Origin of the sequence: Paenibacillus pabuli (genome assembly GCF_039831995.1) — a bacterium.
GTDB classification, from domain to species: domain Bacteria; phylum Bacillota; class Bacilli; order Paenibacillales; family Paenibacillaceae; genus Paenibacillus; species Paenibacillus pabuli_C.
Genome location: NZ_JBDOIO010000005.1, coordinates 1,008,899 through 1,031,681, shown reverse-complemented (window position 1 = coordinate 1,031,681; position 22,783 = coordinate 1,008,899). Strand labels below are relative to the sequence as shown.

Here is a 22,783-nt window from a genome sequence, read left to right as displayed (position 1 = left end):
AAAGCAGTGACTTTTCCTTGATGGGAAGAGTCACTGCTTTTATATTTCATGTACCCTGCTTGATCATATTTGTTTCATCATACTGCCTACCGTTCTACTCCCGCTCATACCAATATCCAGGAATGCCCCGCTCCAGACGCATCAATGCTTCGAGATAGAAATAATCGCCCCAGATCACATAGTCATCCGGTGAATCCCCGCCTCTGACGGAGTAGGAACCATGCTTGAGTAACCCTTCTTCGGTTTCGGCCCCATGCGTGGAATAATTTTGGACCAGAGACGCCATCGACTTCTGCACCGCATCCAGGAAGAACTGCCGTTCCGGATCGGATGGATCCATTCTCTCGGCGATCTCCAGTATCCCGCACGCAGCAATAGCGGATGCCGAGCTGTCACGCTTTGTTTCGGATGTCTGTGGTGCATCAAAATCCCAATATGCTACATGATCCTCCGGTACATGGGCAATAAAGTAACGGGCGAGACGCCTCGCTGTCTCGAACATCTCTGCACTTTGCAAATAACGACTGCATAACGCAAAGCCGTATATCCCCCATGCCTGCCCACGGGTCCAGGTCGAGCCATCATTATAGCCCTGATGGGTTCCTCCACGAATGGCTTCGCCAGTAGCCTGATCAAAATAGAAGGTATGATAGCTGGAATCATCTCCACGAACCAGAAAACGCCGGCTTTTCTCCGCATGGAGCTTGGCTGCGCGCCGATATTCTTCGTTATTTGTCTGTTCATACGCCCATAACAATAATGGAAGATTAAGCAGGCAATCAATAATAATCCGTCCTCCGTTGTTCACATCGCCCTTGCGTCCCCAAGCCTGGATCAGCCCTGACTCTTCCCGCCAGCGCTTCATCAGCATATCCGCAGCTTCCAGCGTAAGATCACGTGCAGCAGGATCACGTTCCACAACCCATTGGGCCTTGGAGGATAAGGAATAGAGGAAGCCTATGTCATGATGGTCAAAAATGCTCTTCCGTTCCATGCGTGTCCGGAAGTTATCGACGGTTCTAACGGCTGCCTCGCGAAACAGCGGGTCCTGGGTGTACTCCGAGCATAACCACAAAATGCCTGACCAGAAGCCTGCTGTCCATTCCGTGTTGTCATTCAGCACATAATGCTCATCCCCGTTACTTACATGGGGAAATCGATCCCCAAATCGCTCAATATTGCTTCTCGTGACTTGGAGTGCATCTTCAATGGCATCTTTCCACATGGAACAAGTCCTCCTCTATGAATCTATTGTTTTTCATCCTTCATGTTGGACAAGCCTGCTATTTTGCTTATATTGACCTGGCGTGATGCCCTCATATTTTTTGAAGACACGAATGAATGAATTACTGTTGAGAAACCCTACACGCTCGGATACGTCCTGAATGGTCCCTTCCTCTGCCTGGAGAATTCTCTTGGATTGTTCAATCCGATATTGGTTGATGTAATCAATCACGTTGATCCCGGTCTGCTCCTTGAAGTACTTGGAGACATAGGTGGGATGAAAGCGAAATCGTTCCGACAAATGGGTCAGACCCAGATTGACGTCTGCATAGTTCTCTACAATGAATTCAATTAGCTGATCCTTCAGCTCTTCATTGCGGGAACGCTTGCGTTCATTCACCATCTGACAGACGGTCTCCAGAATTCGCAGCAGCTCGGCTTCAATCTCCTCAAACGTCTCGCATGCAAACAATTGCCGAATCAGATCATTACGATGCGTCATCTCGTTCTGGTCATCTGACTTGATCTGTTCCGTAGCTTTCAAAATGGTACCAATTAACTCAAACATTAGGCAGCGTGCCAGTTCAACGGACAAGGGCTCTCCTGTAAAATTGGTCATAAGGATCTCGTTCATCACTTCGGTTGAACGGGCATAATTGCCTGTAGCAATATAGTTAATGAGCTGCCTCTCCAGATCGAGGGGGTAATATAATTCCTCTTTCGGCCTGCGAATCCGATTTTGGTCAATGATCTGCCCAATCCCCAGAATCAGGCGAAATTCAAGCGCATCCTCCGATTCCCGAAATCCGTCTGCAATCTCTGCAACGCCGTGATGAACTTCGCTTACTCCAACGGAGAAGTACACGCAAAACCGTGATCCGATAAAACGCTGGGCTTCCTCAATGGCACTGATCAACTGAGATCCGGTATTCTCCTCATATGCCCGAATGTTGATGAGGAATACGATCCTTCCATCAATATCTGCAGAATACACGTGACCCATGGAGCCTATCATTTCCTCCAGTACATTGGTCAGGATGAGCTGTACAAATTGGTCTTTCTCTTCCTGGTCCTGCTCGCGTACTTTTGTCCGGAACAACCCATCCACATTTTCAATGTGCAGGAGCAGTACGGCAAACGATGGGGTCTCGAAGCGAATACCAAGCCGTTCCAACGTTGCGGCAAACTCGTCACCTGCCTGAACCCTGCCCTTCATCAGCTTGGCAAGCAAATTGCTCCGCACTACGTTTTGCTGATCCTTGAGCCTGCTCGCGAATTGATCCTGCTCTTCCCAGGCCCGGACCAGCACCGATTGCAGAATGCCATATTCATCGTCCGGCTGCTCCAGTTTCCATTTGACCTTATCGGAGATAATGTTCATGATCCGTCCCAGTGGACGGTAGTTCCTCCTGGTGAACCACCAAGCAGCTACCCCACCGAGCAGAAGTCCAGCTGTCACACCTCCAATGGTAATATTACGGATGACCGTTAGCTTCTTGGCATAGATTCGGGTAGGTATGATCGATACATACTTCCAATCCTGGACCTTGGAAGAGATCTGGGACATGGTGACGGATTCACCGTTCCAATCGATTGTTCCCGTACTGACTCTCGAATCTTGGCCCAGATCCAGATCTCCACTCATTTTGTAAGGGGTTTCAAAATCTCCTGTAGAAAATAACATGTTCCCCTCATGATCCAGGATGAATACCGTGCTCTCTTTTTCCAGACGCACATTATCAATTGCCTGCTGGAACCGATTCGGGTCCAGGTTGACCACGAAGGTCGCTGGGCTATCGGCAGCACTCTGGATGGGGAACGGCTGCAGGTAGACAAGTGTGTCTTCAATACGCCGATCTTCGCTCCGAACCGCCATCTTCCGGAACTTGCTTGTATCCGTATCGTGCATAAGTCTGGTCCACGCTTCCTCGGTTATATCCGTGCCTTTGTAGAACATGTCATACAGATACGTTTTCTGAATAAGCGAAGAGGAAGACAGGGCAACGTCGGCGTCCTTGATGTAAATATATAATTCGCTAATTAAGCCGTTTCCGACACGTGTGGACTTCAGGTTTTTGATAAGCTCAAGTCCCATTAACCTCCACCGGGCATCCTGTTCAGTCGCATGGTTAATGAAGCTTGTTAACTGAGAGTCGGCCATTAATTGATTGCTAATGCTGCCAATATCGCCAATCTGGTTATCGATCGTCTCCTGTACCTGGGATAGCAGCACCATGTTGGAGCGATTCACTTCTTCCTCAAGTAAGATGCGGGACTCGGCAAATACAGCTGCACCGATCACTATCGGGATGAGCAGAATGACCATGTAAGAAATGCTCCAGGACAACAGGATGCTTTTCTTCTTCATGAGTCTCCTCCTCACATGTTGGTATGGCATGGCCTACGACTGATTTATTCTTTGATTGCTCCGATCATAACACCTTTGACAAAGTATTTCTGCAGAAAAGGATAGATAAACAAAATAGGGAGCGTGGCAACCATGACCGTTGCATATTTTACACTTTCCCCGATGGCCTCTTTGTCTACGGCTGACGCGCCTGTCGTCATGGAGTCCGTACTGTTCTGGATCAGGATTTCGCGCAGGACCAGCTGAAGCGGAAACAGATTTCGATCCCGGATGTACAGGATTGCACCAAACCATGAATTCCAATGGCTCACCCCATAAAAGAGAATCATCACCGCAATCACCGGCATGGACAACGGCACCACGATTCGCCAGAGAATGAGCATCTCTCCCGCCCCGTCCATGCGGGCCGATTCCAGCAGGCTTTCCGAGATTTCCTGAAACGAAGTCCGCATAATAATGAGATTATAGCTGCTAATCAGACCCGGTACAATCAGAGCCCACAGGCTGTTCCCCATATGAAGCGTATTGTTGATCAACAGATAGGATGGAATGATGCCTCCGTTAAAAAACATCGTAAACACAATCGCCAGCATGATCGGATTGCGGAGCATGAAGCTTTTGCGAGACAGGGTATAGGCCCCCAAAATGGTGAACAGCAGATTCAGTGCCGTACCCACCACGACGATGAATATGGTGTTTCGGTATCCGGACAGGATGTTCGGGTTGCTGAGAACCAGCTTGTAGCTTTCCAGAGTCAACCCTTTGGGAAAGAGCAGCAGACCTCTGTGGGCCATGAGCTGACCTGAATCGCTGAACGACGCATTCAGCACATGCAATAGCGGATACAAGGTCACAATAATCAAGCCTGTCATCAGGATAGCGTTGGCACCGCCAAACAGCCGCTCCCCGAGTGATCGTTTTATTTTCATCTGAACTCCCCTCCCTCACCTCATTCCTGACTAGAATAGCTTGGTATTGGATATCGCCTTGGACAGGCGATTGGCACCAATGAGCAGTGTAAAGTTAATGACGGATTGGAACAGGCCTACTGCAGTCGTATAGCTGAACTCGGCACTTTCGCTAATCCCTTTACGATACACAAATGTAGAGATGACATCAGCCGTATCATAGACGTTTGGATTGTAGAGCAGGATGATTTTTTCGAAACCAATTTCCATCAATCCGCCAATACGGAGAATCAGTAGAATCAGAATCATCGGAATGATACCGGGCAATGTAATATGCCAGACCTGGCGAAGGCGACTCGCTCCATCCACATTCGCTGCATCATAGAGCTCGGGATTGATACCACTGAGCGCGGCCAGATAAATGATGCTGGAAAACCCAAGCTCCTGCCAGATGGATGAAGCCGTATAAATCGTACGGAAATTGGCCGGATCACTGAGAAGCGCACTGCTCTGACCGCCAAAGTAACCAATGATGGTGTTAAACAGTCCATCCCGGGATGAGAAATCCACAATCATGCCGCAGATGACCACGATGGAAATAAAGTGTGGAATGTAGGAGACGGTCTGCACAGTGCGCTTGAATATTTCGTTGCGAATCTCATTGAGAAGCAGTGCAAGCAGAATCGGTGCGGGGAAGCCAAATAACAGCTGATAAAAGCTCAACACAAGGGTATTCTTCAGGATTCGCCAGAAATAGTAACTCTGAAAGAAATCCCGGAAGTGCTGCAGTCCCACCCAATCACTACCCCATATGCCTTTGCCCACCGAGTAATCCTTGAAAGCAATGATCGCTCCGTACATCGGCAGATATTTGAAGATGAGAAAATACAAAACGACGGGAAGAGCCATCCAATAGATCGCTTTATTCTTTTTATAATTGAGCCATAACAAGGAAAGCTTGTGCGACACCTTCTCCATCCCCCTTCCTTATTTATTCGAAGGAGAGCGTCCGCGAGTCAAATAGGCGTTCCCCCACGGACAGCTTCTTCGTTATCTGGCGTTGTAGCGGTCCAGCGCAGCCTGTTGAATCTCAATGGCCCGCTTGACGTTGAACTTGTTGATCTGATCGACAAACTTGTCAAAGTTCTCAATCGGCTCGACCCCAATGACAAACTTGATGAACATTTCATCCCGGTACGTTCCAATGTCGCTCATGATTTTGCTGTATTCCGTGGACTCTTCTGTTGTCAGACTGGTAGGAGGAAGCCCTACCTTCAGTGTATTCTCGCTGTATTTGGAGAAAAGAATGGCGGCATCCTTCTGCTGCTGGAGCTGATAATACTGCTCATTGTACCGGTCGTCATCCTCACCCACGAAGGGATAGTTCGCAATAAAGTGTTTGGCCATCGCTTGGGCAACCGACAATCCATCCGGATTTTTCAAAATCTCATCGGTATAGGTCGGGTAACCGTCCTTCATCGTATACGTGAGACCTTCCACTCCGAAATTTTTCAGCATATGCCCTTCTTCACTGAAGAAATAATCGAGGGCTTTGACCGTTTCCTCCGGGTGCTTGTTGCTATTAGTGATCACAACGCCGCTACTGCTCCACTCCCAGGAACGCCCGGTAAACATCGGCTCATCGCCCTTGTTCAGCACTGGATATTGCACAGCTGTCAGGTTGGCGTTCGGATCGGTTTCCTGCAGAGCGGGCAGGTAGCGGCCCACACCTCCACCGATGAAGGTGAAAAACGCACCCGCCTGACCGCTTAAAATTTTGGCATCGTATGTCTTCTGATCATTGGTAGCAAAATCGGGATCAATCAATCCCTCCTGGTACCAGCGATGAAACATCGTCAGGAATTCCTTGTATTCTGGCTCGATTGGTCCATAGACTACCTTGCCATCCTTCAAGAATGTATTGTTGGTGATGCCATAAGCCTCCAAATAGGTCGGTGCAGCTGGCCCCATCGTAGTCATCTTGGGTGGTGCCCCGAACAGCAGTGGCGCGGAGACGCCTTTTTTCTCTTTGAACGCTTTAAGCACGGTCTCCCATTCACTCAGCGTTTCCGGTTTCTCCAGCTTCAGCTCATCAAGCCAATCCTGACGGATGAATGTGCCGCCGAAGGTTTTATATTCCCCCAGACGCAGATGCGGTATGGCATAGATATCTCCGTTGTCGGCTTTTAACTGTTTGGCGACTTCAGGATTCTCTTCCAGGATCTTTTTCAAATTGGGAGCGTATTCATCAATGAGTTCGTTAAGTCGAATGATGATGCCATCATTGAACAGCTTGGCGTAATCGCCATTTACAAACATGGCATCAGGCAGTTGATTCGAGGCAATCATGACATTGAATTGTTCGGTCTCGGCACCCACCGCGGGATGCTGAAATTCGATTTTGGTATTTGTCTTCTTCTCCCATTCCTTGATCGCCGTGATTTCATTCATGCTCTTGAGCGTGATGGAAGCATTCGTGTTCATTGACATCCAGATCGATATTGGCGTAGGGCCATCTCCCTCTGCCACACCCGCGTTTCCATTGTCTCCTGCACAGCCTGCAAGGACAGTTAATCCCATCATCAGGCAGATTCCAATTGCCAGCCGCTTTCTCCATGACCGTTTCATCGCTTCACGTCCCCCCATGTGTTCGTGTAAGATGTCGGACCCTTGGTGCTGAGCCCTCTTCATAAAGGTACTGCCTGACCGCCATTATGGCTATCCTCCATTCTTGCTGAGATATCCAAAATTTGATATTTCCTTATCCGGCGCAGAATTTGCACATGCAGGCAAAAGATCAAGATCATATGAGCAGTGATAACAGCGAGCGAAAAATACCAGACAATCCCTCCTGTAACCATCAGGCAAATCATTTAAAGGAAGAATGCGATCGACCAAGCCTGTTTCCAAAACCTTAGGGTATTTGACCAGTCGCCCCCAAAAATAAGGAATACACTAATATCACATCTTTCTTGAACGTGTTCGGTTTTCCATAAGGAGCATCAACAAACCTGAGGGAGGAAAATAGCATGGCGATCCGCTACAGCGTCATTATCCCAACCTATAACCGGGCCCATCAGTTATCGCTTACACTGGCGGCTTTTGAAGCACAGACTTACTCAAAACATCTTTTTGAAGTTATCGTGGCTGATGATGGTTCAACGGATGGAACGAAAGAACTGGTTGAAGCTTATCGCGCTTCATATTCGTTGACCTATGTATCCCAAACAGAACAGCGCGGCAGATCTGCGATCCGTAATCTGGGGCTCCAGTATGCCAAAGGGGCATACGTTATTTTTTGCGATGCTGACTTTCTGGCACTACCCGAGTTTATTCGAACCGTGCGGCAGTATCATCGTAAAAATCCCAGAGCCGTGGTTTCTGGCTTTCCGCATTCTTTCGACGGTTCATATACCCACTACTATCCGGACTTTTCCCCAGAAGAGAAAGAACATTGTCATGCGGTCCTCGCAGCATCAAACTCATGGCGACCCGAACTAGAAGCTGCCAACGAAATTGTCCCGTTGGTAACACCCGCAGATATCATTCATCATACAGATGCTTTGTCACGAGTGGTTTTCCCATCCAAAATGCCGCCGGGTGTCATCAAACAATTTGCGAGCACAGATGTAGCTCCCTGGATGGTATTTGTTACTCGGTGTGTATCCGTCCGGCGTAGTCTGCTGAATCGCGTTGGGGGTTTCAATGAAAGGTTTGTACTGTATGGCCTTGAAGACTGGGATTTGGGCTACAGGCTGCACTGTATGAAAGTGCCTTTCTATTGCATCAAAGAGGTCGTAGGCTATCATCAGGAGCACCCAACCCACTTCCGGGGGGATGTGCTCAATACGGAGAATCTGCGAATCATGTTGGAAACCTATGGCTTCAATGATTCCGCACTGAATTTATTTTGCGTTGTGCCTCCATCCGCTGACCTAGAAACATACAAGAATACACTGAGGATCTTGCGCAAAGGGTTCCGGTCCAGAACGACACGTTCTTCCGCACGATTGTTAAAAAGGACACTACGAATTGCAGCCAAACAGTTCTTACTCCAATCTGATGCAGAGGCATACAAAAAATCATTAGCTAAAATACAGCGAAGAGCAGCAGGCAGGAAAAGCAGAGTGGCTCGTGTTTTACGGGATATGGTGCAAAGGTCTGAAAAATTGGTGGAGTAGGTTAGGACTCACGTTAGAAGCTGATAAAATACGGATGGGTTGAAATTCAATTCTTCTTTTCAAATAAAACACAACAAAAAGCCTCCTATCTGCATCTCTGCAGATGGGAGGCGACGTATCCTACATACTCGTTTTTCTCACCCTTATGGTGAATAGTACGGTTTCATTAATTACTTTAAAACTCTTCGTATTCGCTCGGGTCCTGTCCCCATAACCGTCCATCTTGACGATTGAACGACGAGATCACTTCCATCTCCTGCTCGCTCAGCTCAAAATCGAAGATATCGATATTTTCCTTCTGGTGTTGAAGGGAGCCTGCTTTCGGAATTGGAATGGAACCCAGCTGGGTATGCCAGCGCAAAATAACCTGGGTACCCGTTTTCCCATGAGCTTCCGCGATGCGGAGGATCTTCTCATCCTTCACCACATCCTGCACGGCATCATTGCCGCGGCCAATGGGACTCCAGGATTCATTGACAATACCATGCTCCGAATCCTTCTTCCGCTGCTCCGCCTGGTCAAAAAACGGATGCAGCTCGATCTGGTTCAGACTTGGGGCTACCCCAGTCTCCTTAATCAGACGCTCATTATGTTCAGGCAGGAAGTTACTAACTCCAATGGAGCGGATATATCCACGTTTCTTCGCCTCAATGAGTGCCTGCCAGGCTTCTACATACTTATCCTGCTTCGGATTCGGCCAGTGAATGAGATATAGGTCATAGTAATCCAGATCTGCTCTGTATAATGATTCCTCGATGGCTACGATTGCCTTATTATAATCGTGATAACGCCCAGGCAATTTGGAAGAGATCAGCAGTTCTTCTCTCGCAACAGAGCTCTGCTTGATGGCCTTTCCGACCGTCGCCTCGTTCTCATAGTTATAGGCCGTATCAATTAATCGGTAACCCACATCCAGCGCAGATACAATGGATTTAACGCCCTCTGCACCTTTTAAGCTATAGGTACCAAACCCAATTGCCGGTACTTTCAAGCCATCATTCAACGTATATTCCGGAATTCGATGATTCATCTGAAGACTCTCCTTTGCTAAAAAGGTATACGAAGCGATATGGAAAATTAGTTAGTCCCTCTCGTTTATTCTACCCCTCCATGCACGATTGAATCAATTCTTTCCAGACGGTACAGGCCTTCATAATGCATATGAGCTGAACTCAGTATCCTTTGGTATTCCTATTTTAGTAGCCACGTGAAAATTGCGGGCTTTCCTTAAGCTGAACGATATCGTGACCCGTTGGGTTTTGAAAAGCACGAAGACCAAACGTTGGCGCCACGGCAAAGATGTGGTCAAAGATATCGGCCTGCACCGATTCATACACTCCCCAGGTGATATCATTGCTGAATGCATAGATCTCGAGCGGAAGTCCATTGTCTCCCGGTGCTAGCTGTCTCACGATCAACGTCATATCCTGATGAATCTTCGGATGATTTTTCAGATACTGATGGATGTATTCCCGGAATACCCCCACATTCGTGAGCTGTCTGCCGTTTACTTTGCTCTCCGTATTAATCTGATGCTCCATATTATACTCGTTAATTTCATGCATTCGCGTAGCGATATAGTCCGTAAGATAGTGGATCTTCCGGAATTCCTCAATCATGTCTTCGGTACAAAAGGTGATACTGCTTGTATCAATATAGACACTTCGCTTAATCCTTCTGCCGCCAGATACCTGCATGCCTCTCCAGTTTCTGAACGAGTCCGATATCAAGGCATAACTCGGAATCATCGTGATCGTTTTATCAAAATTTCTTACCTTAACCGTATTGAGTGTTATGTCAATGACATCACCGTCTGCATTATACTTCGGCATCTCAATCCAGTCGCCAACACGCACCATGTCATTCGATGACAATTGAACGCCTGCCACGAGGCCCAGGATGGAGTCCTTGAAGACCAGCATCAGCACAGCCGATAACGCACCAAGCCCACTGAGAATAATCAACGGATTCTGACCGATAAGGCTCGAGATGACGATGATGCCCCCGATGATGAAAAGAATAATCTTGGCAACCTGGATATAACCTTTGATCGGCCTGATCTTGGATACTTCATAGGAACGATATATGTCATCAAACACATTGAGCAGCGCATTAAATACAGTGATGGTTACTACAATCATGTAGGTCATCGCAGCCTTCTCGATCAAGGCCTGATAGGATGGAAAGACGTAAGCAGAATAATAGATAATAATGGCTGGCACGAGATGCGACAGCTTGTGGAACAGCTTTTTCTCCACAATGATATGGCCCGATTTGTACCGATTATTATTGACGATATGATGGATCGTCTTCAGCACGATTCTTTTGGCAATATAATTCGCCACGATGGAGACCACCGCTATAAAAATAACCATGATGATGTTTGAAAGAATGCCAATGGTTTGTTCACTCATGCCCGTTCCGTCTAGTTGTTTTTTGATAAAATCCATTGTTTCCTCCTAACGCAGTCTAGTCTAGCTTTTCATTATAAATGACTCTTTGATACGAAGCAAAATTCAAGATAAGAGACACTATATAAGGGTATGCTAGTTTGTTGGAGTTAAGTATTAAGAGTAGATATGAAGAATAAACGGCATTTTATAATTAAAAATATCCAATTATGTTAAACTATACTTACTTATATTTTTCAACAGGAGAATGAATGACTTGAGAAAATACATTGGTTGGGTTTTCGTATTAGGCCTCATTCTAAGCATAACTGCTGCCTGCTCTTCGAATGAGAGTGAGTCTGCGATTACTCTTGATGATATTGTCACCGAGTTCCAAGAGGCTGGTCTTAAGGTCGAAACTCCAACGCAGACTATCAGTGAGGAACACGCATTGGCTAACTTAGGTTTTAAAGATGTGCAGCGCATTTTGGTGCCAGCTCTGGGTGAAGGTGAGGGTGGGTATCTATTCTTGTTTGAGGATAAAACCGATCTTGAGAAACTGAAGGATTTTTACGAGGAACCCGGAAAATCAACGCTAATGCCTAATTCGCATGCCTATGCCCAAGATAATATTCTTTTGCAGATGAGTGACCAAATGAGTCAAACCGAGTTTGATCGATATGTAGAGGTTATTAAGGGTTTATGAGGAAGTAGATGGCTCATCAATAGTTAACAGGTTGCGCTTCATATAAACAGAAAAGCCACCAACCAGAATTTCTGGCTGATGGCTTTCTTGTTGTTTCGCTCTAATGGAGGCAAGGGGAGTCGAACCCCTGTCCGAAGATAACAACACATAAGCTTCTACGGGTGTAGTCACAGTTTTGATGTCACCCTAAATTCGTTATTAACATCTACACCAATTCTATGTATAAATAAACTGTTCTGTCGGACTGCGTACGTTTCTTTAAACTCTCCAAATTCATGATTATACTCATCATTCGCGACCATCCTAATATTTTCAATAGTAATACAACCTACCTCTCTTCTATTGTTAACAAATTTCCTTAAATTATTTACGTCACTAAATCCATTAGTTATTCTTTCGTTTGGTGCTAGTTCATTCTCAGCAATAATATCTGTTAGTGATTTTATCCCTGCATACTTTATAACACCCACAATTTTTTCACTAGCATTTTTGTACCCCACTACAAAATAGTCTCCTGATTGTGGCTTAGCTTTTGATGCTATTTTTTCAAAAGGCCAGTAACCATTTGGCCACATAAATGTAGCACCTATAACTTTATTTAAATCTGAAGCTACTTGATCAAACCAATTACTATTACCTGTTAGTAGATATTGTTGAACCACCTTCGACTCATGAGCTTTTAGCTTACTATTAGAATTTTTATGTATGTCCTCATTAAAATTAATTGGCTCCTCATCTTGTATTTCTTTAACCTGTGTTTTGTAGTCATTATAGGTTCTAAAAATAGAATCAGCCAATCTAGTTCCTGTAGATACTAGCTTAGAAAGAACACGAATTTGTTCCTTACATGCAACACTATCAATTGATTGGGGATAATTAATCGAGTGATCAATTTCTCCCCAGATCTCTTCAAAAAGCGTACGAACTTGAATTTCACAAATAATAGAGGTATCATCCTTTTGTTTTACTAAATAATGAATACTTGTGTAATAACTCTCCTTTTGTTCACATTGTATACCTAAACCACTAAAAAAATTAACAGTTTCTGGATCCCAAGTATAAGCTTTCGGCGGCTCCACAAAATACCAATCTTTCGATCTAACCTTATTCATTATTTTTTCATGTATAATTGGAAACTGATCCTGATATAGATGGAGTATGCGTAAACCAGCCAAATCGGTTACTCTACTAAATAAATTATTAACATTTATCGGATTACCAGTGGAACTTTTCCGATTAACTTTCTCGGCTAAATGATCCTCGTCTTTTAAACGATACTTTATAGAATGAATAACTGATTGGCTCGTCTCATTAATTGGAGGATCTAATTCAAAAAAATCCCGTATTGAGTTCAAAAAAAGTTGAAATTGTTTTTTTTCTCTCCGATACAAATCTATACATTCAATAATAAGTTGATCTTTATTCATTAATGAGACACTCCTCGTCTTAAATTTATGTCTAATAGTACTTCTTCAATAATAAACAAAAATCCTGCATGCCCATTTAGCTCCAATAAGTTTAATAATGTTATTCAATTTACTCAATAGTAGTCCTTCACAAAGACTTTATACATATACAAAAAAAGTAATCATACCTTTATCAGGCATAATTACTTTTTTATATGAGTCGAACCCCCTTCCGAAGATAGCGAGATCTAAGCTTCTATGGGTGTAGTCACAGTTTTGATGTCACCTGAGTATCAATATCTAACCAAAACAGATTTAGCTCAAGCAGATATGAACTCCACAAAATAGATCAAGTCACCCTGAGTGATTTCTGCAACAATTAGAGGCTCATATGTATTATCAATGATGGTAACCTGGTCTGCGATGGCCAGAGCGGGTCTAAGGTTCTGCAATGACTGACCGTATCCAAACAAATATCCTCTTCAGCAATCCAAAGTCCTCCTGCTCGACACGAGAAGCTACACGGTCTATATGCATTTGTACATCTTATAGGTCGATGTAACACACAACAATTTCATAGCGGTTTTCTTTAGCAATTTCCATATGTTTCAAAACCAATGGTCCAGATAATGTTGTTTCAATAGCAAAGTTTTCGCCACTTTTTTCTGAGTGATCGGATTCTTTTCCCAGCATCCCTTCCAGCAGAAAGGTCAGCACTACGCGGATCCTCTGGCTTTAACTGTCTTGCAATCTGATCTGGATCAACCAACTTGCCAGCCAATCTCTCATTTGCATGCTGAGAGTACTTTTCCCTGCTCCATTGGTTCCAGTAAACACATTCATAACTGGTTTTATTTCACTCATGATACTCGAATTCCTGACGTTTACCGGCCGCATCAAAAGTAATTTCAAATTTATTACCTTCAGCATCTTCACGAACACGTTTGTTATTCTTTATATAATAAATAGAAGCGCCTGATTCTTTGGCTTGCTTCCGTGCATGTTTATTCGCCTTTTATAAAATTTCTTGGAGCTGTTCTCGATTATTAAACATCTTGAGTCCCCCAATCTAAATTAATCAACATTATATCATAAATAAAAAAACCACCAACCAGAACAACTGGTTTCGCTCTAATGAAGGCGAAGCGTGGCTGTTCAAAACCACAATTCGCCAATGCGTGGTTCCTGTGTGAGCGCCAAACAACTATCCATCTTTATACACTATGCCTGCCAAGTTGATCAGTAATTGCCTTCGCGGCGGAATAATCAAAGCTCCAGGCCTAGGCTCTTGATCAACCTTCGCTTCCTTTAGCAGGACGCAGATGATTTTCTTGTGTAGAAAACTGACAAAGCTCCGTGAACCTTCGGTGCGGGAACTTCCCCTGATTCGTCTCCAGAAATTCGATAACCTATTCCTCCGTGCGGTTCGGCATCAAATTGATAGATAGATAGGGTGTTCCCTTTCGCGAGATGAACGGCTGCCGTCCAGCCAAGCTGTAGTATCGGTGGGACTGGAGAAGCCGTAATCGGTGTAATGTATTCCGCCCTGTTTCACTGCTTGCGACTTTGCCGTTCACGAGGATGTCGGCTCATCCTTGGAGTTTTGTAACGGAAATTGCCTTCTGATATGGATATTTCACCTTCAATTGCACGAGGGCCGGAACAGGCTCCCCCAAGGAATGCCCCATTTGCTGGGCGATTGTATATCCGGACCCATCCGTCCCCGCATTCCGGCAGGTAAGACCACCCGTACAGAGAAACAGATATTCGCTAGTGTAGCCCACCTGCTCCTCTGTTTCCGTTCGGCATGTAATTTTAAATTGCGGATGGTCTGCAGATACGGTGACATCGAGCACTTTGTTTTTAGGTATACCGGAATGTTCAGCTCCTCTAGAGCAAGCTCGAAAATATCCACCACAGATACCGCCTGTAGTGACATCGAGTACATTAAACTCTCTTTTAATTTCGTAAGCGGCAGCCCGAGCACATGAAAAAAATCAATGGTTTGACCGATGCCGAATTGTTGTAGCACTGGCAGCGTAAATTCAGCCTGCCTGCTGAATACCTGCGCGACAAAGCCACCGCTTCGTTATCCGTATCCATCACAGTGGAATCGTTCGTAATATTACAACAACCGTCGCCTGTCATGGAGATTATCTTCCCAATCCGGTCATTCCCCTCCAGAACGGCGGTATCAATACCTAAATCTCACGCATTAACGGCGGCCATGAATCCTGATGCGCTTGCGCCAATTATAATTAATTTGTGGTGCAATACAGTCTGATCATCATGCATAGTTAGTCAATGTACTCCTTGTCCAATGAATTTATATATAGAAATGTGAAGTTTGATTTTTCAAAAGATATTGTACTTATTAAGTATAACATAGGATTATGCACCGCATAATCCTATTAAAATTCCCCTTAAAACACGTCTATTACAATTATGTCCTAAATATAACGAAAACACCATCCTTAATGGATGGTGTTCAGGTTGGTGGAGGTGAACCCCAGCTTAGCAAAAATACAATTGGCGTCATCATATAAGCAAGGATTTACCTAATATGCAAAAGGACTTTGTGAATAGTCTTTAGAAATATCCTCCGCATTACGGTTGATATGGTCGATGATATCTAAAATTCCTCGAGCCTTTGGAAGCTGGTCCTTGAACACAACCATGATGCCACCTATTGAACTAAACGGATCTTGCTGCAATGCTTGGCGTTCTAATGTGCCATTCTTAACGATGTAGTCAATGATCAACTCAACGAATTTCGTTTGTTGTAAGTTCAAGTTCTGTTCAGAAATAAATGTTGAAAATGCTTTAACAGCAGCTTGGCGGTCAAGACCGACAATTTTACGAACAAGCTTTGTGACAGGGGTATCTCCATAGTCTTTTTCGTACTGTTCTTTGGAACCAAGTTCACTCCACAAAATTTGCTCTAAGTATTCTACATCTTGCTTCGTTAATGGTTTATTGTTACGTAGCTTATATATCGCTAATGTAGCCTCATGTTGATGCTCTTTTAAGTAATGCTCTACCTTTTTACGATAGCTTTGTAAGTCATTCACATTATAAATCGACGTATTTTCTGCAACAGTTAACACTTCATCTTGGAAATCCGTGTAGTAGATTTTCTGACCCGAACGCTCAATATAGCGAATTAAATCGCGTAGTGCAATACGTACCCTTTCTAGATCAACAAGCGAAACCTCTTCCCAAAATTCCATCGTCCGTACATCATCAATCAAATCTTTTTGTGCTAATACTTGTGGAATTGTCCCCAGTTTTGAAAGTGCTTCGGCTGTATCGATAACTCGGCGAATTGGCTTTGTGGCATTATTCGACTGCAAACTTGCTAATTCAATCGTTAGCATTAAAAGATCAAAGCGTTTGGCTAACTCATCATCTTCAATCGGTGTAATCAACGTTGAAATATTTTCTTTCACTTCATTGGTCTGCACGACTGATAAAGCTCTCCAGATCTCCTTATTTTGATACCTGTGCACATATTGTAAGTATTGGTGCACTCGAAAATTCTCATCGTCTAATGCTCGGACATCCGATACAATTTCCTCCAATAGCTGTTCTCGATAAGATATAAACGGTGCTTCTTGATATTGAATTGATTGTAATTCACGTACAATGTCAACCTTTGTATTAAATAACCTTTCTGTTAACGTTTGAGTTATTTTGGCTTCTTCACCTTTTTCGTTCACACGGAAATATTCAAAATTTCTCAAATAATCAAATATTAAGAAGTAGCTCTTATTCAATCCTGGTCCAAATAAGTCTTCACGAAGACGTGTTCCGCGTCCAATCATTTGCCAGAACTTTGTTTTTGAACGCATTTTTTTAAAGAAGACTAAGTTTAATACATCCGGCACATCAATTCCCGTATCTAGCATATCAACCGAAATAGCAATTTGTGGCATCTTGTCTGGGGTTGAGAAGTCATCTATAAGCGTCTGATAATATTCCACACTATAATCGATTACTTCAGCAAAATCACCACCGTATTTTGAGAATTTCAAGTCAAAGCGTTTTTTGATCTCCATCGCATGCTTGTGGTTTTTGGCGAAAATAATAGTCTTCCCTAACTTGTCTCCACCTTCAACCTTCAAGCCATATTCCATTAAGTCATTTAACACATGATCAATTGTGTTCTTGTTAAATACAAAATGATTAATGGCTGAGCTATCAATATCCTTTACTTGCGGTTCATCTTCAAAAATCTCTTCAAACTCTTCTTTTTCTTCCTCGGATAAATTATCATAACGAATACCATCATCTAAAATTCTCAACGTGGTTTCTCGTGTACGATAATCAACTAAGTAGCCATCCTCTACAGCCGTCGCTAATTCATAGGCAAAGGTCGGTACGCCGTTTTCTAAATCAAAAATCGTGTACGTATTTTTATCAAGTTCATCCTTTGGCGTTGCGGTTAAACCGACAAGCATCCCATCGAAATAATCGAAAATGCTTTTATACTTCTGATAGATTGAACGGTGTGATTCGTCAATAATAATTAAATCGAAATGCCCTATCGTAAATAAACGGTTGCCGTCCTTACGCTTCACTTCATCAATCGCATTCATCATCGTTGGATATGTCGAGAACACCATACGGGCAGCTTCGGGGTTCGAATTTTTTTCAAGCATATTGCTTAATGATAAGTTCGGAAGAATTGTGTTGAAGTTACGAAACGCTTGCTTCACTAAAGATGTACGATCCGCAAGAAACAGTACATTTTTCACCCAATAATTTTTAGTTAAAACATCGACTAATGAGATCGCTGTACGTGTTTTACCACTGCCTGTTGCCATAACGAGTAAGCCTTTCCGTTGGTTGTTACTGAACGTATTACAAATCGCTAGAATCGCTTTTTTTTGATAATATCGGTTTGTAATATCCTCATCTATTTCAATATTCGTTAAAGGATGCTTGATTTGGCGACGGTCGATTAATAATTGTAGCTCATCTTGTGTATAAAATCCTGACACTTTACGTGCTGCATATTGATCATGCCAAATATGCGTTTCAAAGCCGTTTGTATAAAAGATGACGGGCCGTAACCCTTGTATCTGCTCTACACAATCTGCATATAGTTTTGCTTGGTTACGTCCTTGTTTGGGATCACGTGAAGTACGTTTCGCTTCAACAACAGCTAATATTTTACCATTTGTACCGCGTAACACATAATCTACGTAACCTTCACCTTTTGCATTTGGCATGCCTGTTACCGGATATTCTTCCTCAACGTTTCTACCAATTTCCCAACCAGCTAACTTTAAATCTAAATCGATATAGCGTTTACGCGTCTCAAATTCTGAAATCATATCGACATCAAAATTGTAATCTCGTTGTGAATCTACACGATTAGCGGTAAGTTGTGCCCGGAGTTCTTCATTCTGCTTACGAAGCTCTTCAAGTGACTGATCCTTAGCACTTAGCTTATCATATAAATCACTTAGTTCCTCTGGACGCTCTCGCTTGTATACTGCATCATACAGTAACGCCTCATCAAACATTGATGCGGTATATTCCTCTGCGTAACAATAATCAATCCATGCCACAAACTGATGTAAATTATGTAAAGACAACACCGCTTCATCGCGAGTAATTGCCACATTCGTATGTACAGCTGCATTACCAAGCTTCACCACATATTTCATCATCGGCAACAGTTCTTCATCAATGATGCCTAAAAAGTGACGATTATGAATCAAGCTTGAGAGGTTATCCTGATAGGGTATTCTCACATCGTTATCAAACTGATACACCCATTTGACCGCAAGCTCGAGCGCACGGCGCGATAAAATCGCAACCGTGGCCGGGCTAACTTGCATCGCCTTTTCCGCTTCAAAGCAGGCATTGGCAAAGCTAGTAAATGACTGTTTCTCTTTTAAAAAATCGAAGTTCAACATATACTTGTCTCCTATGCGAGATCGTTATTATTTTAGAAAGAGTTCGCCTTTGAATGCTTTTTGGAGTAGGGAATTGTATAAAAACTTAATTTGTACAAGAGACTCTGACATTTTTCTTCTCTTCTTATTAATTTCATCTTCTAAAGCAATAAACTTATCTTGTTCTGTTAATGGAGGTATATAAACTTTCATTTTCCTAACCACATTTGTATTAATTGTATTTAAGCCTGAAGTTGTATTACTATTTTTATACATATGAATTTTGCCACCAATAGAATTAATAAATGAGCATAAATATTCTGGTCTCACATGTTCATTAACAACTCTAACTTTAATTAGATGGTTTTGATGTACACAATTCGATATTTCTCCATTCCATCTACTTGCTCTTCCAATTTCTTTTTTATTACCATGTCCTTCAACAACCAAGATATCATGTTTCTTTAATATTGCTCGCTTCAGTTCATTCTCAGTAACCCTAATAAATTTTATTTCATCTAAAACTAATGCGTTTCTATAGACATTCCCCACCCTTAAATAAGGAACTTCAATGGGATTATCTTTCCTTTTACCAGACACTTGTAATCCACCAAGTACTTCCGCTATTTCACTTATTTCAGTTAATTCCGATTGATTTTTTGAACCAAACATCTCTAAAAACAAACTTTGTGTTAATTCATCTAATGCTGTGATTTGAGATTGGCGTTTCAATACTAAATCCTCTGCCACATTCATAATTAACACAATTTTCTTCTGATTTTCAATATCTGTATATGGGATTTTAATTTGATTTAATTTCTTTTTATTCAATGTAGTGCCTTTTGCCGCTTTATCCGCATATCTCTCTAATCTAACAGTTTTTAACGCATAGTAAAGATACTCTGGGAGTACTGTACCTGATTTTAATATAGGGAAAGACGCTATTGCTTCATTCGAATACATATTCTCTTTCAAAATAGCCAGTTTCCCTAGTGATAATTTAAAACTCATCACCACAGTATTTTTAGGAATTATTTTCATATTACACTTTTCAATTGCAATGTCTGTAATGGTTTCTTTAGTTGTATCAATATATTTACTCTTTATATCCGCAATAGATAGCCAAAAATTACCAAAACCCCAGTAAACTTGTTCAGCTCTTGCTGGTGTTTTACCAATATTAATTTCACATAATTCATTCAATAATTTCATTTCGAACTTTGCCATTAATTAACACACTCTTTCAACAATTTCAAATTTGCTAAAATCTCATCCTCAAGTACTTCAATATCTTTAATAAGCTCTCTAGGTGATCGTAATTGTATTTCTTCATACTCAATCTCTTTATATTTATTAATTGACAAATCATACCCTTGCTCACGAATCTCATCCACTGGCACAAAGAATGATTGCTCTGTACGTTTACGTTCTGCTTCACCTTTTAAGTTACTAAACCGTGCAATAATATCTTCAACATCATTTTCTTCAATTGGTATGCGTTTATCGTCTAACGAATAACCATCTGCTTTCATATCATAGAACCATACGTTATCCGTTCCACCTGTACCTGTTTTCGTGAAGATCATAATACCTGTTGAAACTCCTGCATACGGTTTAAATACGCCACTTGGCATCGAAATAACAGCCTCTAATTTATTATTATCTATTAGTTCTTTTCTTATCGCTTTATGTGCTATAGTAGTTCCAAATAATGCTCCATCAGGAATTATGACTGAAGCTCTTCCACCTGGTTTTAAAATCCGTAAAATTAAAGCAGTAAATAGAAGTTCAGTTTTTGCTGTATTTGAAGATTTCGTAACAACATACGATAAATCGTTCGCAAGTGAGTCTTTATCAACAGAACCTGTAAATGGCGGATTTGCTAAAACTAATGAATATTTGTCTTTATCAATATTATCTTCTGAAACAGAATCACGGTAATCAATATTTGGGGCATCTACCCCATGAAGCATCATATTCATAGCTCCAATACGTAGCATCGTTGTATCCATATCGTTACCATAGAACATATGGTTATGGAAATGCTCATTTAGCCCTTGTATTAAAAACAGATCTTGATGGTTCTTTCGTAAGTATTCACTTGCTGAAACAAGGAAACCCGCTGATCCCATTGCCGGATCGATAATGATATCTTCTGGTGACGGTTTCATGAGTTCTACCATCATATTGATAATATGGCGTGGTGTACGGAATTGACCGTTTGTACCCGCTTGTTGTAGCTTCGATAATAAGTACTCGTAAATGTCCCCTTTTGTATCACGCTCTTCCATTGGGATGCTATCAAGTGCTGTTACTACTTTTTGTAATGTAGCAGGCTTATTAATTTGGAACATTGCATCTTTCATGTATTTTGAGAATGCAGATTCTTCTTTACCACCTAACGTTTTGATGAAAGGGAAAATCGTACTCACCATAACTTCATACATTTCTTGGGCTGGTAAGTTCTTAAACTGTGTCCAACGCATCATTGGCCAATGTTTCTTTTGCACTTCATTGAAGTCTGCTGGCATTTCTGAGAAGATCCCTTTATATTCAAGCCCTAAAAATTCCGCTTCGTTTTCTTTCTTAAGTTCGCCTTCATCTAGGCCTTTAATGAAGAGTAAGTATGTTAATTGCTCGATATTTGTTAAAGGGTTTGTATTCCCCTCTGTCCATAATGTTGTCCAAATAGTATCGATCTTGTTTTTGATCTCACCTGTAATCATGTTGTAACCCCCATTATATTAAGTTACCTATTGCAGACACCTTCTCTTATGATCTATTTTAAACTAAATGTGTGACCTTTGCCCATTTGTTTATTATCATTTATCTTATAATAAGTATATTATAGAAAAAGTTGTTATATTTCATTTTCAGCTCTAATTTTTCTTTGAAAATTCCTTGTTGTTTCTACATCCAAACTGCATTTTATCATTCAATAATAATATATAACCCGCTCAATGAGCGGGTTTTCAGAATGGAGGCTAGAGGAGTCGACCCCTGTCCGAAGATAATTAAACATAAGCTTCTACAGTTGTTAGTCACAGTTTTGATGTCACCTGAGTATCGCCGTAAGATTAATGTTTAAACTTTCTAAACTATTCAAAAGATTCTGAGGTATTTTCAAATTCCTTTATCCGCTTCTCAAAATAGATCTGTACTTTTGTACCGATGTAGTGTTCTGCCAATTGTTTATAAGTTTTTTCACTTACATGGTGCTCTTCATTAGTAATAATCAAGTCATCTGAGAAACATTCAGGGCAAAAAACTGCTCTCAATGGATTATCGCCAAGAGCATTATCAATATCAATAAACATCTTAGGAATTAGTTTTGGCTTATTATCCTCATTCTTGCACAGAACCTTGATCAATATAAAATCATCTTGTTCTGAATCTTTATGCCTTGGCACTAAATCTTGTCTAATAATCTTATAAGACATTTCAATAGCATTATAAATATCCAAGAGACACTTATCGAGCAAAAGTGACAAATTTGCATGATCTACAGTTTGATCTTTTGGGGTAAATAGAATCCCAGTTGCATCTTCTGTAACGAGATTAACAGCACCTCTCTGACTAAGAAATTTATAGTGAATAATATCATTTCTCATGTCATGAAGATAAGCCCAGTGCTGTTGATTAGAAATGCTCACAAGAGGTCTCAAATAGTTATCAGTTACAAATACCTTCTTTG

The 22,783-nt window shown here is 42.2% G+C and carries 16 protein-coding genes; 2 read left to right on the top strand and 14 right to left on the bottom strand.

What is annotated here, in order from left to right:
* Positions 1-94 precede the first annotated feature (94 nt).
* The 5 genes from ABGV42_RS31400 to ABGV42_RS31380 all read right to left on the bottom strand — a co-directional run bounded on the left by ABGV42_RS31400 (position 95) and on the right by ABGV42_RS31380 (position 7,128).
* Complete coding sequence (locus tag ABGV42_RS31400) at positions 95-1,225, bottom strand: glycoside hydrolase family 88 protein (RefSeq protein ID WP_347385167.1); 1,131 nt, start codon at positions 1,223-1,225, stop codon at positions 95-97.
* Between the two features lie 33 nt (positions 1,226-1,258).
* Positions 1,259-3,592: a helix-turn-helix domain-containing protein gene (locus ABGV42_RS31395; RefSeq protein ID WP_347385166.1), complete on the bottom strand. Its 2,334-nt coding sequence runs from the start codon at positions 3,590-3,592 to the stop codon at positions 1,259-1,261.
* A 44-nt stretch (positions 3,593-3,636) separates the two neighbouring features.
* On the bottom strand, positions 3,637-4,521 hold the full coding sequence (locus tag ABGV42_RS31390; RefSeq protein WP_347385165.1) for a carbohydrate ABC transporter permease: 885 nt from the start codon (positions 4,519-4,521) through the stop codon (positions 3,637-3,639).
* Positions 4,522-4,551: 30 nt separating this feature from the next.
* The gene (locus tag ABGV42_RS31385) at positions 4,552-5,478 is read right to left on the bottom strand and encodes an ABC transporter permease subunit (RefSeq protein WP_175397143.1); all 927 of its coding nucleotides are present in this window, start codon (positions 5,476-5,478) and stop codon (positions 4,552-4,554) included.
* A 72-nt stretch (positions 5,479-5,550) separates the two neighbouring features.
* Positions 5,551-7,128 carry an extracellular solute-binding protein gene (locus ABGV42_RS31380; RefSeq protein WP_347385164.1) on the bottom strand — a complete coding sequence of 526 codons (1,578 nt, stop codon included), beginning with the start codon at positions 7,126-7,128 and terminating at the stop codon, positions 5,551-5,553.
* Between the two features lie 401 nt (positions 7,129-7,529).
* Here ABGV42_RS31380 and ABGV42_RS31375 point away from each other — a divergent pair, with 401 nt between their 5' ends.
* Positions 7,530-8,681 carry a glycosyltransferase family 2 protein gene (locus ABGV42_RS31375; RefSeq protein ID WP_347385163.1) on the top strand — a complete coding sequence of 384 codons (1,152 nt, stop codon included), beginning with the start codon at positions 7,530-7,532 and terminating at the stop codon, positions 8,679-8,681.
* A 175-nt stretch (positions 8,682-8,856) separates the two neighbouring features.
* On the opposite strand, the gene ABGV42_RS31370 is transcribed toward ABGV42_RS31375, so the two are convergent.
* A complete protein-coding gene (locus ABGV42_RS31370) occupies positions 8,857-9,711 on the bottom strand; it encodes an aldo/keto reductase (RefSeq protein WP_153976505.1) in 855 nt (284 codons plus the stop codon).
* Positions 9,712-9,877: 166 nt separating this feature from the next.
* A complete protein-coding gene (locus ABGV42_RS31365; protein ID WP_347385162.1) occupies positions 9,878-11,131 on the bottom strand; it encodes a mechanosensitive ion channel family protein in 1,254 nt (417 codons plus the stop codon).
* A gap of 217 nt (positions 11,132-11,348) precedes the next feature.
* Here ABGV42_RS31365 and ABGV42_RS31360 point away from each other — a divergent pair, with 217 nt between their 5' ends.
* Positions 11,349-11,777: a stress protein gene (locus tag ABGV42_RS31360; protein ID WP_347385161.1), complete on the top strand. Its 429-nt coding sequence runs from the start codon at positions 11,349-11,351 to the stop codon at positions 11,775-11,777.
* 167 nt (positions 11,778-11,944) lie between these two features.
* Here the strand turns inward: ABGV42_RS31360 and ABGV42_RS31355 are convergent, their stop codons facing one another.
* The 7 genes from ABGV42_RS31355 to ABGV42_RS31315 form a co-directional block, all read right to left on the bottom strand.
* The gene (locus ABGV42_RS31355; protein WP_347385160.1) at positions 11,945-13,204 is read right to left on the bottom strand and encodes a RelA/SpoT domain-containing protein; all 1,260 of its coding nucleotides are present in this window, start codon (positions 13,202-13,204) and stop codon (positions 11,945-11,947) included.
* Between the two features lie 525 nt (positions 13,205-13,729).
* Positions 13,730-13,900, bottom strand: coding sequence for a hypothetical protein (locus ABGV42_RS31350; protein WP_347385159.1), 171 nt, complete (start codon positions 13,898-13,900; stop codon positions 13,730-13,732).
* Positions 13,901-13,918: 18 nt separating this feature from the next.
* Entirely contained in the window at positions 13,919-14,047 is a 129-nt protein-coding gene (locus ABGV42_RS31345) for a hypothetical protein (protein WP_347385158.1), read from the bottom strand.
* A 1,694-nt stretch (positions 14,048-15,741) separates the two neighbouring features.
* Positions 15,742-19,110 carry a DEAD/DEAH box helicase family protein gene (locus tag ABGV42_RS31330; protein ID WP_347385156.1) on the bottom strand — a complete coding sequence of 1,123 codons (3,369 nt, stop codon included), beginning with the start codon at positions 19,108-19,110 and terminating at the stop codon, positions 15,742-15,744.
* Positions 19,111-19,137: 27 nt separating this feature from the next.
* The gene (locus ABGV42_RS31325) at positions 19,138-20,316 is read right to left on the bottom strand and encodes a restriction endonuclease subunit S (RefSeq protein WP_347385155.1); all 1,179 of its coding nucleotides are present in this window, start codon (positions 20,314-20,316) and stop codon (positions 19,138-19,140) included.
* The gene (locus ABGV42_RS31320; protein WP_347385154.1) at positions 20,316-21,815 is read right to left on the bottom strand and encodes a type I restriction-modification system subunit M; all 1,500 of its coding nucleotides are present in this window, start codon (positions 21,813-21,815) and stop codon (positions 20,316-20,318) included. Before ABGV42_RS31320 ends, ABGV42_RS31325 begins: the two co-directional genes overlap by 1 nt.
* A 372-nt stretch (positions 21,816-22,187) precedes the next feature.
* Entirely contained in the window at positions 22,188-22,742 is a 555-nt protein-coding gene (locus ABGV42_RS31315; RefSeq protein WP_347385153.1) for a hypothetical protein, read from the bottom strand.
* Between the last annotated feature and the right edge of the window lie 41 nt (positions 22,743-22,783).